Source organism: Paenibacillus sp. FSL F4-0236, assembly GCF_038000135.1.
In the GTDB taxonomy this organism is placed as follows: domain Bacteria; phylum Bacillota; class Bacilli; order Paenibacillales; family Paenibacillaceae; genus Paenibacillus_AQ.
Genome location: NZ_JBBOBK010000001.1, coordinates 5,952,601 through 5,969,635, shown reverse-complemented (window position 1 = coordinate 5,969,635; position 17,035 = coordinate 5,952,601). Strand labels below are relative to the sequence as shown.

General features: G+C 45.5%; 14 protein-coding genes and 1 tRNA gene. 13 read left to right on the top strand and 2 right to left on the bottom strand.

Going from position 1 to position 17,035, the window contains the following annotated elements; translation table 11 throughout:
* Positions 1-87 precede the first annotated feature (87 nt).
* The 5 genes from whiA to NSQ29_RS26530 all read left to right on the top strand — a co-directional run bounded on the left by whiA (position 88) and on the right by NSQ29_RS26530 (position 4,263).
* Positions 88-1,017 (top strand): DNA-binding protein WhiA, encoded by a 930-nt coding sequence (gene whiA, locus NSQ29_RS26550; RefSeq protein WP_042123310.1) that lies wholly within the window; start codon positions 88-90, stop codon positions 1,015-1,017.
* Positions 1,018-1,114: 97 nt separating this feature from the next.
* Complete coding sequence (locus tag NSQ29_RS26545; RefSeq protein WP_036687106.1) at positions 1,115-1,384, top strand: HPr family phosphocarrier protein; 270 nt, start codon at positions 1,115-1,117, stop codon at positions 1,382-1,384.
* Between the two features lie 150 nt (positions 1,385-1,534).
* Positions 1,535-2,290, top strand: coding sequence for an SIMPL domain-containing protein (locus NSQ29_RS26540; RefSeq protein ID WP_042184030.1), 756 nt, complete (start codon positions 1,535-1,537; stop codon positions 2,288-2,290).
* A 124-nt stretch (positions 2,291-2,414) separates the two neighbouring features.
* Positions 2,415-3,515: a PdaC/SigV domain-containing protein gene (locus NSQ29_RS26535; protein ID WP_341126484.1), complete on the top strand. Its 1,101-nt coding sequence runs from the start codon at positions 2,415-2,417 to the stop codon at positions 3,513-3,515.
* Between the two features lie 109 nt (positions 3,516-3,624).
* Positions 3,625-4,263, top strand: coding sequence for a GDSL-type esterase/lipase family protein (locus NSQ29_RS26530; protein WP_042184032.1), 639 nt, complete (start codon positions 3,625-3,627; stop codon positions 4,261-4,263).
* Between the two features lie 95 nt (positions 4,264-4,358).
* Here NSQ29_RS26530 and clpP read toward each other — a convergent pair whose 3' ends face one another.
* Together clpP and NSQ29_RS26520 are read right to left on the bottom strand one after the other, a co-directional pair.
* Positions 4,359-4,955 (bottom strand): ATP-dependent Clp endopeptidase proteolytic subunit ClpP, encoded by a 597-nt coding sequence (clpP, locus tag NSQ29_RS26525; protein ID WP_042184034.1) that lies wholly within the window; start codon positions 4,953-4,955, stop codon positions 4,359-4,361.
* A 193-nt stretch (positions 4,956-5,148) separates the two neighbouring features.
* Positions 5,149-5,223, bottom strand: a tRNA-Arg gene (locus NSQ29_RS26520).
* 433 nt (positions 5,224-5,656) lie between these two features.
* Between NSQ29_RS26520 and NSQ29_RS26515 the strand changes: the two genes are divergently transcribed.
* The 8 genes from NSQ29_RS26515 (at position 5,657) to rnr (ending at position 16,472) form a co-directional block, all read left to right on the top strand.
* Complete coding sequence (locus NSQ29_RS26515) at positions 5,657-6,709, top strand: sugar-binding transcriptional regulator (RefSeq protein ID WP_042123320.1); 1,053 nt, start codon at positions 5,657-5,659, stop codon at positions 6,707-6,709.
* 102 nt (positions 6,710-6,811) lie between these two features.
* Entirely contained in the window at positions 6,812-7,822 is a 1,011-nt protein-coding gene (gene gap, locus NSQ29_RS26510; RefSeq protein WP_036687120.1) for a type I glyceraldehyde-3-phosphate dehydrogenase, read from the top strand.
* Between the two features lie 116 nt (positions 7,823-7,938).
* Positions 7,939-9,120, top strand: a complete 1,182-nt coding sequence (locus NSQ29_RS26505; RefSeq protein ID WP_042184036.1) for a phosphoglycerate kinase — start codon at positions 7,939-7,941, stop codon at positions 9,118-9,120.
* A gap of 27 nt (positions 9,121-9,147) precedes the next feature.
* Complete coding sequence (gene tpiA / locus NSQ29_RS26500; protein WP_042123325.1) at positions 9,148-9,900, top strand: triose-phosphate isomerase; 753 nt, start codon at positions 9,148-9,150, stop codon at positions 9,898-9,900.
* A gap of 1 nt (position 9,901) precedes the next feature.
* The gene (gpmI, locus tag NSQ29_RS26495) at positions 9,902-11,446 is read left to right on the top strand and encodes a 2,3-bisphosphoglycerate-independent phosphoglycerate mutase (RefSeq protein ID WP_042123328.1); all 1,545 of its coding nucleotides are present in this window, start codon (positions 9,902-9,904) and stop codon (positions 11,444-11,446) included.
* A 68-nt stretch (positions 11,447-11,514) separates the two neighbouring features.
* Positions 11,515-12,801: a phosphopyruvate hydratase gene (gene eno / locus NSQ29_RS26490; RefSeq protein WP_042123330.1), complete on the top strand. Its 1,287-nt coding sequence runs from the start codon at positions 11,515-11,517 to the stop codon at positions 12,799-12,801.
* A gap of 211 nt (positions 12,802-13,012) precedes the next feature.
* Complete coding sequence (secG, locus tag NSQ29_RS26485; protein ID WP_042123332.1) at positions 13,013-13,246, top strand: preprotein translocase subunit SecG; 234 nt, start codon at positions 13,013-13,015, stop codon at positions 13,244-13,246.
* 346 nt (positions 13,247-13,592) lie between these two features.
* On the top strand, positions 13,593-16,472 hold the full coding sequence (gene rnr, locus NSQ29_RS26480; RefSeq protein WP_341126821.1) for a ribonuclease R: 2,880 nt from the start codon (positions 13,593-13,595) through the stop codon (positions 16,470-16,472).
* Positions 16,473-17,035 lie beyond the last annotated feature (563 nt).

Below are 17,035 nucleotides of genomic sequence, written 5' to 3'. Positions count from 1 at the left end.
AACGCTTACCGTCCTCAAAAGGACGCCGAAGGCGTTAATGCTTGTATATATGAATGACGTACTTATTTTCAGAAAGAGGTGAGACCCTTGTCTTTTGCGGCCCTTACAAAAAAAGAGCTGACGATGGTGGAGAGTGAGCCCTGTTGTGAGAAGGCGGAAATGTCAGCGCTTATCCGTATGAATGGATCTGTGCAGCTTTCAAGCAAAAAGGTGATTCTCGACATTTCGACGGAGAACGCCGCGATTGCAAGGCGGGTATATTCTTTACTTAAGAAATATTACCAGGTCCATATTGAGCTACTCGTGCGTAAAAAAATGCGTTTGAAGAAAAATAACGTTTATATCGTTAGAATCCCTAGTCGCGTACAGGAAATCTTAAATGATCTCAGAATTGTGTCCGAAGGATTTATTTTTACCGACGGTATTGATAAAGAGATTGTTGGGAATAACTGCTGTAAGCGTGCTTATTTGCGGGGTGCCTTTTTGGCGGGCGGATCCGTTAATAATCCGGAGGGTTCCTCTTACCATTTGGAGATTTCCTCGATGTATGAGGAGCATTGTAAGGCGCTGGTCGATCTGGCTGGTGAATTTCACCTAAACGCACGCTGCATTGAACGTAAAAAAGGGTTCATTCTATACATTAAAGAAGGCGAGAAGATTATCGAATTCTTAAGTCTGATCGGGGCGCATCAAGCGTTGTTCAAATTTGAGGATGTAAGAATTATGCGCGATATGCGTAATTCCGTGAATCGGATCGTGAACTGCGAGACCGCGAATCTCAATAAAACGATAAGTGCCGCGGTGCGGCAGATTGAGAATATCAAACTGCTGCAGCGAGAAGTGGGTCTGGAGAGCTTACCGGATAAACTGCGGGAAGTTGCAGAAATTCGAATGGCACATCCAGATATCAACCTTAAAGAGGTTGGTGAAATGCTGAAAGGTACGGTTAGTAAGTCCGGAGTAAATCATCGACTTCGTAAGATTGATGAACTGGCAGACAAGGTTCGAGGCGGCTAATCACTTTTTTTCTAGTGTGGTTTACGTTATAATGATATAATAATATAAAATTAATGTGAAATTTTTGGGGAGAACTCAATTAGGGGGTAAGCGTTTCATGACAAAGCACCCGGTAGTTGTTCGGTTGAAGACAGGGCTACACGCTCGACCGGCAGCATTGTTTGTGCAAGAAGCTAACAAGTTTTCGTCGGAGATTTTCGTGGAAAAAGACGATAAAAAAGTAAACGCCAAAAGTATTATGGGTATTATGAGCCTAGCGATCAGTTCCGGCACGGAGATCTATATCAGCGCGGATGGTGCAGACGCGGATCAAGCTGTAAACGCTTTGACGAGTCTCGTCAGCAAAGAAGAGCTTGAGAACCAATAATCTTTTGAAGTGACTTTTTATCGAATGACTAAAAAGCCCCCAGGGGCTTTTTTTTATACCAAAAAATAGATTTTAACTGTGCAACATTTACCAAAAAGACTCGTCTAGAGGATAATAACAAATCACAAAAGATGAAAGGGGCTGGCAAATATGAAAGGTTTGGTAAAAAAGATTGGTTCAGTGTTGATCGTAGGAAGTTTGTTAATTGGAGGGATTAGCATGAGTGGTGTCTTCCAAGGCCCTGCAAAGGCTTACGCAGATGAAGTGCAGAAAAATGTTGTTAGTGTAGTAGGTAAAGGTGAGTTGTCCATCAAGCCGGATATTGTATACTTGTCCATCGGTGTGGATACTACGGCTACAACTGCGCAAGAAGCGCAAAAAACAAATGCTGCTAAAATCCAAAAGATCACTACATTACTGAAGGGGACTTGGAAAATCGCAGATAAGGATATTCAAAGTACCCAATTCTATGTGCAACCCAACTATAGTTATAGTGAAAAAGAAGGACAGCAAGTGAAAGGATACAACGCGAATCATACACTGTTAGTGTCCTATAGAGATCTGACCAAGGTTGGTGAATTGCTAGACGCTGCATCTGCGGCGGGGGCAAATAATATCGGAAATGCACGTTTTTCCGTGGAAGATACTTCTGCCTTTGAAGCTCAGGTGATTGAAAAGGCGATGGCGAACGCAGATGTTAAAGCAGGTGCTATTGCTAAGGCAGCTAAACGTAGCTTGGGTCAAGTAATCACGGTCAGCCAAAATGATGGCAATGTCACTCCGGTTTATTTTGAACAGAATCTAAAAATGGAAATGGCTGCAGCAGATGCTGGTGCAAGCACATCCGTTCAACCGGGAGTAGTTAAAGTTACAACACAGCTGAGCGTAATGTATGAATTGAAATAGTAGCAGAACAAGGTGATTGCAGAGAGGAGAGGTGATCTTCCACTAGTAATAGTGGGGGCGCCTCTTTTTTGTGTGAATTCTCCAAGATTAGGTTTAATAAACTGGAAAGGAGTGGGAAAACTAGATGATGAATATTTCAAAAGAAACAGTACGCAAATGGGGCATAGGTTTGATGTCGGCGGGATTATTGCTTGGTGGAGGATTGCTGCCTAGTGATAAGGGTTATGCAGCGTCTGATCAGACGAAGAGCAAGGCTATTGCTGCAAGTATAGTTTTAAAGGCGAACGGGGTAATTTCTCAGCAGACAGGTATTTTGCAGGAAGGGAAGGTCTGGATTCCGATTACCTTTATGCGTGATGTGCTGCAATTACCTCTAACTTATGATAAAAAAGAAAATGCATACACGATCGGAAAGGGAACGACTAAGGCCAAGTTGCTGTTATCTAGCTATGGTACTTCAATTTGGGTGAACAATTATTACATTCGAGAGTATGAAGGAAAGCTAATAAACAATCGGCTCTATGTTCCATCAGGTCTGTTAAATGATTATTTAGGCTATAAAGTGGATTGGAGTCGGGGCTCTAGTAGGTTGAATGTGGTGAATAGATCACAGAATGCGTTGATAGTAACCACAGAGACCTATGCTAAGGATCGAAAAGAGGCTTTGATCCAGCTTGATTATCCGAAGTTTAGTGGATTAAGCAATTCCAATGCACAGCAGGCCATGAATGATATTTTGAAAGAAAGTGCCATGAAATTTGCTGCAAACGCAGAGAAGGATATCTCGAATCGATCCGGGTCAGAGCCTAAGTATACCTATGATATAGAATATATGGTGACCTACAATCAGGATGGTGTGATCAGCTTAGTGATGTCACAGTATAGCGATACGGGCGGCGCTCATGGTATGACCAATCGGGAGGCGTTTACCTTTTCGCTCAAGGATGGCAAACGTCTACTGTTGGGCGACCTGTTCGGAGCTAACCCAAACTACAAAAAAGAGTTGAATGCTAAGTTGAACAACCTAGTAAAAGCGGAGGAAAGTTATTTGGGAGGATTCAACGGATTGAATACGGAAAAGTATTTTTATCTGAAGGATGATCAGGTCGTTCTGTTCTTCCAATTGTATGAATACACAGCTTATGCTGCGGGGTTCCCGGAATATCCCTTTACTTTCAAAGAACTGTTGCCGGAAGGCGGTAGCCCATTTGCTGCTGTAAAATAAATAGAGAAGTCGTAACCGCTAGTGTCACCACTGGACATCTCCCCCTTACCAAAATGACCTCGAATTCATATGCTAAATGGAGTAACTAGTTTATGAACGGGGGAGAGCTATGAGCTATCAATACACTGCAATTGGCGATTCCTTGACGACTGGATTTGGCGCTCTGCCAGGTAACGGTTTTGTACCGGTGTACCGTAGAATGGCGGAAGGGAGACTGCGTTCTAATGTAGCCTCTACGAATTTGGGCGTGAATGGATTGACTACTTCTGAATTGGAACAGCGGCTACGCGGAAGCTCTATGACTCGTGAAGCCATTCGAGCAGCGGATATTATCACTCTATCCATTGGTGGTAATGATTTAATCCATGCAGCGAAGGCTGCAGCTAGACAACCTGAAAATTTATCTAAAGAGCTGCGAAGATCATTGCAAGAGTGCAAACAGAATTTTGCTGCAATTATGAGTATCCTCTTCCAATTGAAGGCGGGAACGCGTAGACCTTATATCATTCGAATTGTGGGATTGTATAATCCCTATCCTCAGGTAGTAGGCGCTACAGAGTGGGTAAGGCAGTTTAACAGTTATGCCTCACAGTACAGTAGCCGGGTATGTGGATTTGCTTCTATTTATAGTGAGTTTGCAGGAAACGAGAGAGGGCTTTTATCAATTGACCACTTACATCCGAATGGTCGAGGCTACCGTGTGATTGCTGAGAAACTGGATGCGCTTGGTTATGGTGGTTTGTATTAATTGAGATTCGTATGAAGTAGTGGTCTGAAAAGTAAAGAGGCTGTGCACTAACCATCAAGTGGATAGGGCACAGCCTCTTTGTGTTGTTTTATAGCTTACACACCGCTAGGCAGTGTCTTCTCGATGACTTTATCAACGATACCGTAAGCTGCCGCGTCTGCAGCAGTCATGAAGTAATCACGATCAGTGTCCTTCTCAATACGTTCTAGCGGTTGACCCGTACGTTCTGCAAGAATACGATTCAACTTATCACGCAATTTCAGGATACGACGGGCACGGATTTCAATATCCGTTGCTTGACCTTGAGCACCACCCAGAGGTTGGTGAATCATGATCTCACTGTTAGGCAGTGCGAAGCGTTTGCCTTTAGCGCCAGCGTTAAGTAGGAAAGCTCCCATAGAAGCTGCCATACCCACACAGATGGTGGAAACGTCCGGTTTAATGTACTGCATTGTATCAAAAATAGCCATACCTGCAGTAATGGAACCGCCGGGGCTATTCACGTAAAGGTGAATGTCCTTCTCCGGATCTTCGGCAGCCAAGAACAGCATTTGTGCGATGATAGAATTGGCTACCACGTCATTAACCTCCGTTCCAAGGAAAATGATGCGGTCCTTCAGCAGGCGGGAATAGATGTCATAAGCGCGCTCACCGCGGTTGCTCTGTTCTACTACCATAGGAATATAACTCACGTGGAAAACCTCCTTGATATTGGTTCTTCAAATGTATTCATTTTTACTCTTGCCGTATTACCCACATGATAAACAAATTCAAACAAAAAGTCAAAGAAAGTCAAACTTATATTCAAAAAAAAGAGCCGACACGCGGCTCTTTGGTTAAGTAGTAGTATAGGCACTACTGAATTATGTACAAAAGTGAAATTAATGGCGCGCCCGCCAAGAATCGAACTTGGATCTCAGGCTTCGGAGGCCTACGTCATATCCATTGGACCACGGGCGCAACAAAAATGATTATAATACAATTTCTGTGCAATTGCAATGGACAGGAAGAAACGACGCTGTCGTCCTTTATTGACGACAACCGTTTCTCGTAGAAATATAAGGATGATATATAACGTGAAACCTGTAATTTCTTATATTTTTAATAATACTGTACACAGGCTTTATCCCTATTCTTCAAGGTGGACAAGCGTACATTGTGTTTCACTCAGCTAAAGAATCTGGATTGTTAATGACAGGTTTTTTGGAGCAGAACCTCTTTCCCAATCTTATAAATGTATAAGAAGACAAGCGCTTGAGAATTCTACTCTCGGAAGACTTGCACTTCGAGCAATATTTGGTTAGAATATGAGTGGGACTTAAAAAGTTTACCCGGGACATTTTGAGACCATGAACAAGGGAATAGAGGAAGACGAAGTTGCAGGAGTGAAAGTATGCGTAATTTATTAGATATCCAAAAGCAGCTTCTGCCTGATCTCATGGAAACCCTTAAGAGACGGTACACGATTCTTCATCAGATCATGCTGTCCGATATAATTGGGCGCAGAACGCTTGCCGCTTCGCTTGATATGACTGAGCGGGTACTGCGTGCCGAGACGGATCTTCTGAAATCGCAAGGGCTCATTGAGATCGAGAGCGTTGGCATGCGCATTAGCGCTGCTGGGCGTAGACTGCTTGATTTACTAGAGCCGGTCGTTAAGAGCCTGTTTGGTCTGGATGAGCTGGAAGAGAAAATTCGGGCAACGTACGGTCTGGATAAAGTTATTGTGGTGCCGGGTGATTGTGAGTCATCGCCGTTCACCAAACGTGAGCTTGGCCGAGCGGGTGCAAAAGCGCTGCTCAGTGTACTTCGTACAGATGATATAGTTGCTGTCACAGGTGGATCAACGCTTGCCGACATGGCTGATCAACTGACACCGCCGTTATCCCTTTCCTATAAGAACGCTTGGTTTGTTCCGGCGCGTGGTGGATTAGGAGAGAGTATGGAGATTCAAGCCAATACGATTGCCTCAACAATGGCAAAACGGGTAGGAGCGAATTACCGGTTGCTGCATGTACCTGATTTACTTAGTGGGGATGCCTACCAGTCACTAGCACTTGACTCTAATATTGGTGAGATTGTACAAATCATCCGCAGTTCGCGTATTATTGTACATGGGATTGGGGATGCCATTGAAATGACTCGCCGCCGCAAGCTGGATGAGGCAACTGTCTCAGAAATCCAGGGTGAGGGAGCCGTGGCTGAATCCTTTGGGTATTACTTTAACGAAGATGGTCAGGTTGTCCATACGATGCTTACGATGGGACTACGTCTAGAAGATATTGTTCGGACGGAGACAGTCATCGGTATTGCTGGAGGCAAACCAAAGGCCAAAGCCATTCATGCCATGCTGCGTTTCGGGCAGGAGAATATACTCGTCACCGACGAGGCTGCTGCTGTGGAAATCGGCAAGGAAATTGATAATCAGTTACAGATATCCTCGTAACTCACTAGAACATATATCTTGCATCATACTTAACATTGTTGTCATGACAGGCTTCACGGTCTGTTTTGAATAAATAAAACGAATTCTAGGAGGAACTATTCAATGAGTGTAAAAGTTGGAATTAACGGATTTGGACGTATTGGACGCCTTGCTTTCCGCCGTATTCAAAATGTAGAAGGTATCGAAGTGGTAGCAATCAACGACTTGACTGACGCTAAGATGCTTGCTCATTTGCTTAAATATGATACAACTCAAGGTAAATTCCAAGGTGATGTTGAAGTGCATGATGGCTTCTTCAAAGTCAATGGCAAAGAAGTTAAGGTTCTTGCTAACCGCAACCCTGAAGAATTGCCATGGGGCGACCTAGGCGTTGATATCGTACTTGAGTGCACAGGTTTCTTCACAACTAAAGAAGCAGCTGAAAAACACTTGAAAGGTGGAGCTAAGAAAGTAGTTATCTCCGCTCCAGCTACTGGCGACATGAAAACTGTCGTTTACAACGTTAACGATGACATTCTTGATGGTACTGAGACTGTTATTTCCGGCGCATCTTGCACAACGAACTGCCTAGCTCCAATGGCAAAAGTATTGAACGACAAGTTCGGTATCGTTGAAGGCTTGATGACTACAATTCACGCTTACACTGGTGACCAAAACACTTTGGATGCTCCACACGCTAAAGGTGACTTCAGACGCGCTCGTGCAGCAGCTGAGAACATCATTCCTAACACTACTGGTGCTGCTAAAGCAATCGGTCTTGTTATTCCAGAACTTAAAGGTAAATTGGATGGCGCGGCTCAACGTGTTCCAGTTGCAACTGGTTCCCTGACTGAGCTTGTAACTGTTCTTGATAAGAGCGTTACTGTTGAAGAAATCAACGCAGCAATGAAAGCAGCTTCCGATCCAGACACTTATGGTTACACTGAAGATGAAATCGTATCTTCCGATATCAAAGGTATGACTTTCGGATCCCTGTTCGATGCTACACAAACTAAAGTATTGACTGTTGGCGACAAACAACTCGTTAAGACTGTTGCTTGGTATGACAATGAAATGTCCTACACTGCACAATTGGTTCGTACTTTGGAGAAATTCGCTAAAATCGCTAAGTAATTGACTTGATATAAGTAACATCTATAGAGCGGAAACAGAAGTTCCTTGTTTCCGCTCTTTCTAAATGTATTTCTTGTTTCCTGCTAGAAACAACTTTGGGTGTGGAGGAATTAATCATGAACAAAAAGAGCGTCCGTGATGTAGAAGTAAAGGGTAAACGCGTATTTGTACGCGTGGATTTCAACGTACCTGTAGAAGACGGTAAGATTACTGATGATACTCGTATTCGCGAAACCCTTCCTACCATTAAATATTTGATTGAGAACGGTGCAAAGATCATTCTTGCGAGTCACATGGGTCGTCCTAAAGGTCAATTCGTAGATTCCATGCGTTTGACTACTGCTGCTGAGCGTCTGTCCGAGCTTCTTGGCAAACCAGTAGCTAAAGCTGACGAAGCTGTTGGCGAAGCTGTCAAAGCAAAAATTGCTGAGCTAGGCGAAGGCGACGTACTTGTACTTGAGAATGTTCGTTTCTACCCAGGCGAAGAAAAGAATGATCCTGAATTGGCTAAACAATTCGCTGAACTGGCTGATTTGTTCGTCAATGATGCGTTTGGTGCGGCTCACCGTGCACATGCATCGACAGAAGGTATCGCTCATTTCTTACCAGCTGTATCCGGTCTTTTGATGGAGAAAGAATTGACCGTTCTTGGTAAAGCTCTTACTAACCCAGAACGTCCTTTCACTGCGATCATCGGTGGTTCGAAAGTTAAAGACAAGATTGATGTTATTGATAACTTGTTGTCTTTGGCTGATAACGTCCTGATCGGCGGTGGATTGTCTTATACATTCACTAAAGCACAAGGCTTTGAAATCGGTAAGTCACTTGTAGACAACGACAAACTTGACGTTGCTCTTGGATTCATCGAAAAAGCTAAAGCACTTGGCAAAAACTTCATGCTTCCTGTTGATGTTGTGGTTGCTGATAAATTCGGTGCTGATGCTAACACTAAGATCGTTAATTACAATGAAATCCCAGAAGGTTGGGAAGGACTTGATATCGGACCTAAGACTCGTGAACTTTATGCCGATATTATCAAGAACTCCAAGCTGGTTGTCTGGAATGGACCTATGGGCGTATTCGAAATCGATAAATTCGCTGAAGGTACACTTGCAGTAGCAAAAGCTTGTGCAACAACTGAAGGTTACACTGTTATTGGCGGCGGAGATTCCGCAGCAGCAGCAGAAAAATTCCACCTGGCTGACCAAATGGATCACATCTCCACTGGTGGCGGTGCATCCCTTGAGTTCATGGAAGGCAAGGCGCTTCCTGGCGTAGAAGCACTGAACGACAAGTAAGACGTATAGAAGGAGGCAATTTAATTCATGAGAACACCAATTATTGCGGGTAACTGGAAGATGTTCAAAACAGTTCCTGAAGCAGAAAGCTTTATTGCTGACATCAAAGGCAAAGCAGAAGTAGAAGGCGTTGAGACTGTAATCTGCGCCCCATTCACTAACCTGCCTGCACTTGTAGCAGCTGCAAAAGGTACAGACATCAAGATTGGCGCACAGAACCTGCACTTTGAAGATAACGGTGCTTACACAGGAGAAATCAGTGGTGTAATGCTTAGCGATCTTGGCGTAGACTATGTAATCATTGGTCACTCAGAGCGTCGTGCTTATTTTGGCGAAACAGATGAAATCGTGAATAAGAAAATGCATGCTGCATTCCGTCATGGTATCACTCCAATCGTATGTGTTGGCGAAAAGCTCGAAGAGCGTGAAGCTGATCAAACTAAAGCAGTATGTAAAGTACAAACTGAAGCTGCATTCCAAGGACTTAGTGCCGAGCAAGCAGCAAAAGTTGTCATTGCATACGAACCTATCTGGGCTATTGGCACAGGTAAATCTTCCACTTCCCAAGATGCTAACGAAGTTATTGCTTACATCCGCAGTCTTGTAAAAGATTTGTATGATGTTGCAACAGCTGAAGCTGTTCGTATTCAATACGGCGGCAGCGTGAAGCCTGAGAATGTAACTGAGTACATGGGCCAAAGCGACATCGATGGTGCGCTTGTTGGCGGTGCCAGCTTGCAGCCTGCTTCCTTCGTTCAATTGGTTGAGGGGGCGAAGTAAGATGTCAGCTCCAAGACCTGTAGCTTTGATCATCATGGATGGTTTCGGTTTGCGTGGAACATCTGAAGGTAACGCCGTTGCTCAAGCTAACAAACCTAACTATGACCGTTACTTGAAACAATATCCTAATACTACCCTTACTGCTTGTGGTGAAGCTGTTGGTCTTCCAGAAGGCCAAATGGGCAACTCTGAAGTAGGGCACTTAAATATTGGTGCAGGACGGATTGTATACCAGGATTTGACTCGTATCGATAAATCGATCCGTGAGGGCGAATTCTTCGATAATGAAACACTGGTAGCCGCAGTTAGAAATGCTAAGAACACAGGTAAAAAGCTTCATCTTTACGCGCTTGTATCCGACGGAGGGGTACATAGCCATATTAATCACCTGTTTGCTATGCTTGACCTGGCTAAGAAAGAAGATATGCACGAAGTGTATATCCATGCTTTCATGGATGGCCGTGATGTACCTCCAGATAGTGGTAAGAAGTTTGTCCAAGATCTGGTGGCTAAGATTGAAGAAGTTGGAGTAGGTACAATTGCAACGGTATCCGGACGTTATTACGCCATGGACCGTGACAAACGTTGGGATCGTGTAGAAAAAGCCTATCGTGCTATGGTTTATGGCGAAGGACCGAAATACACAGATGCTCTGCAAGCTATCACTGCATCTTATTCAAATTCCGTGTTCGACGAATTCGTTGAACCTAGCGTGATTGTAGACAGTGAAGGCAAGCCGGTAACGGCAGTAGAGAGCGGCGATTCTGTCGTGTTCCTTAACTTCCGCCCTGACCGTGCTATTCAGTTGTCACAAGTGTTCACGAATCAAGATTTCCGTGGTTTCGACCGGGGTCCTTTGTTCCCGCAAGACTTGCACTTCGTATGCCTGACTACTTTCAGTGAAACGGTACAAGGTTATGTAGCCTATTCACCGAAGAACCTGGATAACACATTGGGTGAAGTACTTGTGCAACACAACAAGAAGCAACTGCGCATCGCGGAAACTGAGAAGTATCCGCACGTAACGTTCTTCTTCAGTGGTGGACGTGATGAGGAACTTCCAGGAGAAACTCGTATCTTGATCAACTCTCCTAAAGTGGCAACCTATGATCTTCAACCCGAGATGAGTGCTTACGAAGTGGCTGCAGCCTGCGTAGCAGAAATCGAAGCGGAAAGACAGGATGCTATTATCCTTAACTTTGCAAACCCTGATATGGTTGGACACTCCGGTATGCTGGAGCCAACAATCAAGGCTGTAGAGGTAACTGATGAGTGTGTAGGTAAAGTAGTGGACGCAGTAGTTGCCAAGGGTGGCGTTGCGATCATTATCGCCGATCACGGTAATGCAGACATGGTATTTGATGAGAACGGTCGTCCGTTCACAGCTCATACCACTAACCCGGTTCCGTTCATCCTTACGGATGAAAATGTTGTATTGCGCGATCGCGGTATCCTTGCTGATGTAGCACCAACCATTTTGGATCTGATGGGAATTCCGCAACCTGCGGAAATGACTGGTCAATCCATGATCGCTAGTCGCAAATAAGGAAACAATACCTAAGATTAAGCTTCAACAATCAAAACCAAAACATTGTTTAAAGGAGATTAACTAAAATGACTATTATTTCTGATGTTTATGCTCGCGAAGTCCTTGACTCCCGTGGTAACCCTACTGTAGAGGTTGACGTTTATCTTGAATCCGGTGCTAAAGGCCGCGCTATCGTTCCTTCCGGCGCTTCCACTGGCGCTCATGAAGCTGTAGAGCTTCGTGATGGCGACAAATCCCGTTACATGGGTAAAGGCGTTCTGAAAGCTGTTGAGAACGTAAATGAAATCATCGCTCCAGAAGTTATTGGTATGGACGCTCTTGACCAAGTGGGCATCGACAAATTGATGATCACTTTGGACGGAACTCATAACAAAGGTAAATTGGGCGCTAACGCAATCCTAGCTGTATCCATGGCCGTAGCTCGTGCAGCTGCAGCAGCATTGGATATTCCTTTGTACGTATACCTGGGCGGATTCAACGCTAAAACTCTTCCAGTACCAATGATGAACATCATCAATGGTGGTGAGCATGCGGACAACAACATCGACGTTCAAGAGTTTATGGTTCTTCCTGTAGGAGCTCCAAGCTTCAAAGAAGCTCTTCGTACAGGTGCTGAAATCTTCCACAACTTGAAATCCGTACTTCAATCCAAAGGCCTGAACACAGCTGTTGGTGACGAAGGTGGTTTCGCACCAAACCTTGGTTCGAATGAAGAAGCAATCACTACAATTATCGAAGCTATCGAAAAAGCTGGTTACAAACCAGGCGTTGACGTATTCTTGGGTATGGACGTTGCTTCCACTGAGTTCTACAAAGACGGTAAATACACACTTGCTGGCGAAGGTAAATCTTACACTTCCGCTGAGTATGTTGACCTTCTTGCTTCATGGGTTGAGAAATACCCAATCATCACAATCGAAGACGGTATGTCCGAAGACGACTGGGATGGTTGGAAATTGCTTACTGAAAAATTGGGAGACAAAGTTCAATTGGTTGGTGACGACTTGTTCGTTACAAACACTGAGCGTCTTGCAACAGGTATCGAAAAAGGTATCGGTAACTCCATCTTGGTTAAAGTTAACCAAATTGGTACATTGACTGAAACTTTCGATGCTATCGAAATGGCTAAACGTGCTGGTTACACAGCAGTTATCTCTCACCGTTCCGGTGAATCCGAAGATAGCACAATCGCTGACATCGCTGTTGCGACTAACGCTGGTCAAATCAAAACAGGTGCTCCTTCCCGTACAGACCGTGTTGCTAAATACAACCAATTGCTTCGCATCGAAGACGAGTTGGGTGAATTGGCTCAATACAACGGCCTGAAATCTTTCTACAACCTTAAAAGATAATCTGCTTTTATAGCAGAGTACGAAGACCCGCCATTATGGCGGGTCTTTTTTTAATATGTGTTTATCCTAATCTTTCAAGAAAAGCTACGACTTAACAGTCTAGGCGGTTGTATTACCGGCACTGCTATGATAAAATAAGAATACTGTTTATGTATCGTGATAACCTCAATTACCATAGATAGTGATGCTTAGGCGTAGGAGGTGGAAGTGAATGGATATCTTTTTGAAAGTTGTGCTCCTGATTTTTTCCGTCGGTCTTATTGCGGTCGTTCTTCTGCAAAAGGGGAAAAGCGCGGGTCTTTCCGGTGCCATCTCCGGTGGTGCTGAGCATCTCTTTGGTAAAACAAAAGCTCGTGGTATGGAACTCGTACTACAACGTGTAACAGTTGGACTTGCTGCAGGATTCTTCATTATGGCGATTCTAGCTGCTGTTTTCATTGACTAAAGTACCTACAGTAAGCCCTCGCTCTGTTCTGAATGGAATGGAGCGAAGGCTTTTTTGTTATAATAAAAAGGGGATAAAGCACCTGCAGGTGCTTTTCTTTGCATAGCAGAAAGAATAAGATTCGATACGGTAAAGCCTTAATAAACAAACTTTTTCCTTCGGTGTGAATGAAATTTTGTACTGCGTTTACCTTTGGATGACAGTAACAGGGATGCGCAGGATTGATTTCGTGTATACTAGGGTATGAAGTAGGTAAAGGTAAATTTTACTTGGCATTACTACAGAGCAGGACAAGACATACATATTTGCCAGCGGCTTGGAGCCGCGGAGGGCTGGGGTGACGAACATGATAACACAAGAAATATTACTCGATTTCATGCGGGAAACTGCATATAAACCAATGACTTATGAAGAGCTGGTGAGCCATTTTGCTCTAGAAGATAGCACAGGGTTTAAAAAGTTCGAGGAACTACTAATTGAATTAGAGCAGGACGGAAGAATTGTATTAACTCGTAATGCACGTTATGGCGTTCCGGAGCGGATGGATTTACTGCGAGGCCGGTTACAGGCTCATGCGAAAGGCTTCGCTTTTCTTATCCCGGATGATCGTGATCATCCTGACGTATATATCCATGCGAATGATCTTAAGGGAGCTATGAATGGTGATATCGTCCTTATCCGTATTACCTCTAAAAGTCCGTCCGGCGGACGTATGGAAGGCGAAGTTGAGCGCATTGTAAAACGGGGAGTACTGCAGACGGTTGGCGTATTTCAAAACCTGGAGACCTATGGCTTTGTGCTGCCTGATGATAAACGGATTAACCGCGATATTTTTATTCCGAAGCAATCCTTCATGGGGGCGGTAGACGGTCAAAAGGTCGTTGTACGTATCGTGAATTATCCAGAAGGCCGATCAGCGGCAGAGGGTGAAATTATTGAGATCCTCGGACATAAGGATGATCCAGGAGTTGATATTCTATCTATCATTCGTAAGCATCAGCTGCCAGAAGCCTTTCCGGCTGAAGTGATGAACGAAGCGGACAACGCTCCGGATTCAATCACAGAAGAGGAAATTGCTGAGCAGGGACGTCGCGACTTGCGCGGACTAAACATTGTCACGATTGACGGTGAGGATGCTAAGGACCTGGATGATGCGGTTAATGTTCAGCGACTGGAGAACGGACACTACAAGCTAGGCGTGCATATTGCGGATGTAGGTTATTACGTACGCGAGAGCTCTGAGCTCGATAAAGAAGCCTATGATCGGGGCTGTAGTGTGTACTTGGTGGATCGGGTGATTCCGATGCTGCCTCACCGTTTGTCTAACGGTATTTGTAGTTTGAATCCACAGGTAGACCGCTTAACGATGTCCTGCGAGATGGAATTTAACGAACATATGAAGGTCGTGAAGCACGATGTCTTTACAAGTGTGATTCGCACCAAGGAAAGAATGACTTATTCCAATGTCCGCAAAATTTTGGAGGATGAAGACGCTGAATTGCTGGAGCGCTATAGTCCATTAATTGATGATTTCCGTCTCATGAAAGAATTGGCGATGAAGCTGCGTGATGCACGGATGCGGCGAGGCGCGGTTGATTTTGACTTTGAAGAGAGCAAAATCATCGTAGATGAGAACGGCAAGGCTGTAGATATTGTGAAGCGTGAGCGTTCTGTAGCTGAGCAGATTATCGAGGAATTTATGCTCGCGGCGAATGAAACAGTCGCGGAGCATTTTCACTGGTTGAAGGTTCCGTTCCTTTACCGGATTCACGAAGATCCAGATCCAGAGAAGCTGCAGAATTTTATGGCTTTTGCAGCTAATTTCGGATATCACGTGAAGGGACGTGGCAATTCGGTTCATCCACGTGCTTTGCAGGATCTGTTGGAGCAAATCCAAGGGACTAAAGAACAGACCGTTATTAGCACAATGATGTTGCGTTCCATGAAGCAGGCAAAATATGATGCGGAGAGCACAGGCCATTTCGGACTGGCTGCGGAATACTATTCCCACTTCACTTCGCCGATTCGCCGTTACCCCGATCTGGTCATTCACCGCGTAATGCGTGAAGTGATTGAGAATGGAGGGGCGCTGAGCCAGAAACGACATGATTATTTGGCCGGCCGGATGCCTGACATTGCTCAGCAGTCCTCGGAGCGTGAGCGTGTAGCGGTAGAAGCAGAACGCGATACAGAGCAGCTGAAGAAAGCTGAATACATGCAGGATAAAGTAGGCGAGGAATTCGAGGCAATGGTCAGCAGTGTGACCAGCTTCGGAATGTTCATCGAGCTGGACAATACTGTCGAAGGCCTTATTCGTCTCAGCGCTATGAGCGACGATTATTATCACTTCGACGAGGCCCATATGGCGCTCATCGGCGAGCGCACATCACGGGTGTTCCGTATTGGTGACGAGGTGAAAATTCGAGTCGCCAAGGTAAACATGGATGACCACACGATCGATTTCGAGTTGGTCGACATGAAACCACGCGCGCCAGGTGAGCATCGCGGCGGTGGTTTTGGAGGCAGCCGCGGTGGCAAAGGCGGCCGTCCAGGTAGCGGCGGCTTCAAGGCGCCAGCCGGGGGTAAAGGCGGCGCGGGCAGCAAGGGCCGCGGCGGTAAAGGCAAGCCCGGCGCTGCTGTAGGCGCGGGCAAGGGCAAGCCTGGCGCTGGTGTGCGCGCCGGCGAAGGGCCGCGCGAAGCGGCCGGTGTTGGCGCACCGGGCGGACGCGGAAAGCGGAAGCGCGGGCGTGATGCCGGCGAGGATGCGAGCCGGGTAGTTGCGGCGCCGGGCGGAAGCCCCGGTGCAGAGCGCGGGGGCGAAGCCGGCAACGCAGGCGCGCCACGTGAGCGCAGCGGCGGGCGAGGCCGCGGCGGTGACAACGGCGGTGCCGGTGGTGGACGCGGCATCAGCTTCGGCTTTGGCTCCGGCAAAGGCGGATACGGCTCTCCTGCGTCTGACTCTTCCAGCGGCGAAGTCCGCGGCCTGGACGGCAGCACGAAGTTCCGTAGCCGTGAGGACCGCGGCGGTAACTTTGGCGGTGGAGAAGGCCGTAGCGGCGCTCCAACAGGTAGAGGTCGCCGGAAAAAGAAGAACAAAAGCGGTGTGTTCATCGGTCAATCCGTGACACCGGGCAACGTTCAGACGTCGGAACAAGCCGCTTCTAAACGTAGCGACACTACAGGTAACGCACCAGACGGAGCTCCTCGTAAGAGAAAGAAGAAATAAATAACGTTATTGGCCTACATGTCGTAGCTCTATGACGAAAGATTAAGCACCGCTCCCTTTGATTGGGGGCGGTGCTTTTTTAATTCTTTTTCGCTGCTCAAGTGTGAAATTCTCGTTTCTAACCGAGACTATTGGTTGCCGCAAGTTTGTTGAGTAATAATCAGAAGAAGCTATGTGACAGCGTCGTTTTGCAACTATGACACTTGGGTTGGAGCAAAGTAACCCGTGCTATCACGATGCTTATTTTTTAATTGCATAATGTGCAGTTAAAATTCCGGCGTTTCAGTAGAGATTGAGGTTAATTGCACTTTGTACATCTAAATCTGATCAGTATCTTCAAAACGGCATGATTTCGAGTTTTTAACTGCAGAAAGTACAACTAAACAACCATCGAGCATCTAAATATATTAAATAGATGTATAAAGTGCATTTATGTAGCTTTAGGGTAGCGTCGGAGGGAGAGAGTGAATAGAAAAGGGTATGAGTTAACTGAGATGTGTGAATATAGAAACATAAACAACTTTTTATAAATAAATGTAATTAAAGTTAACTATTGGGTAAAC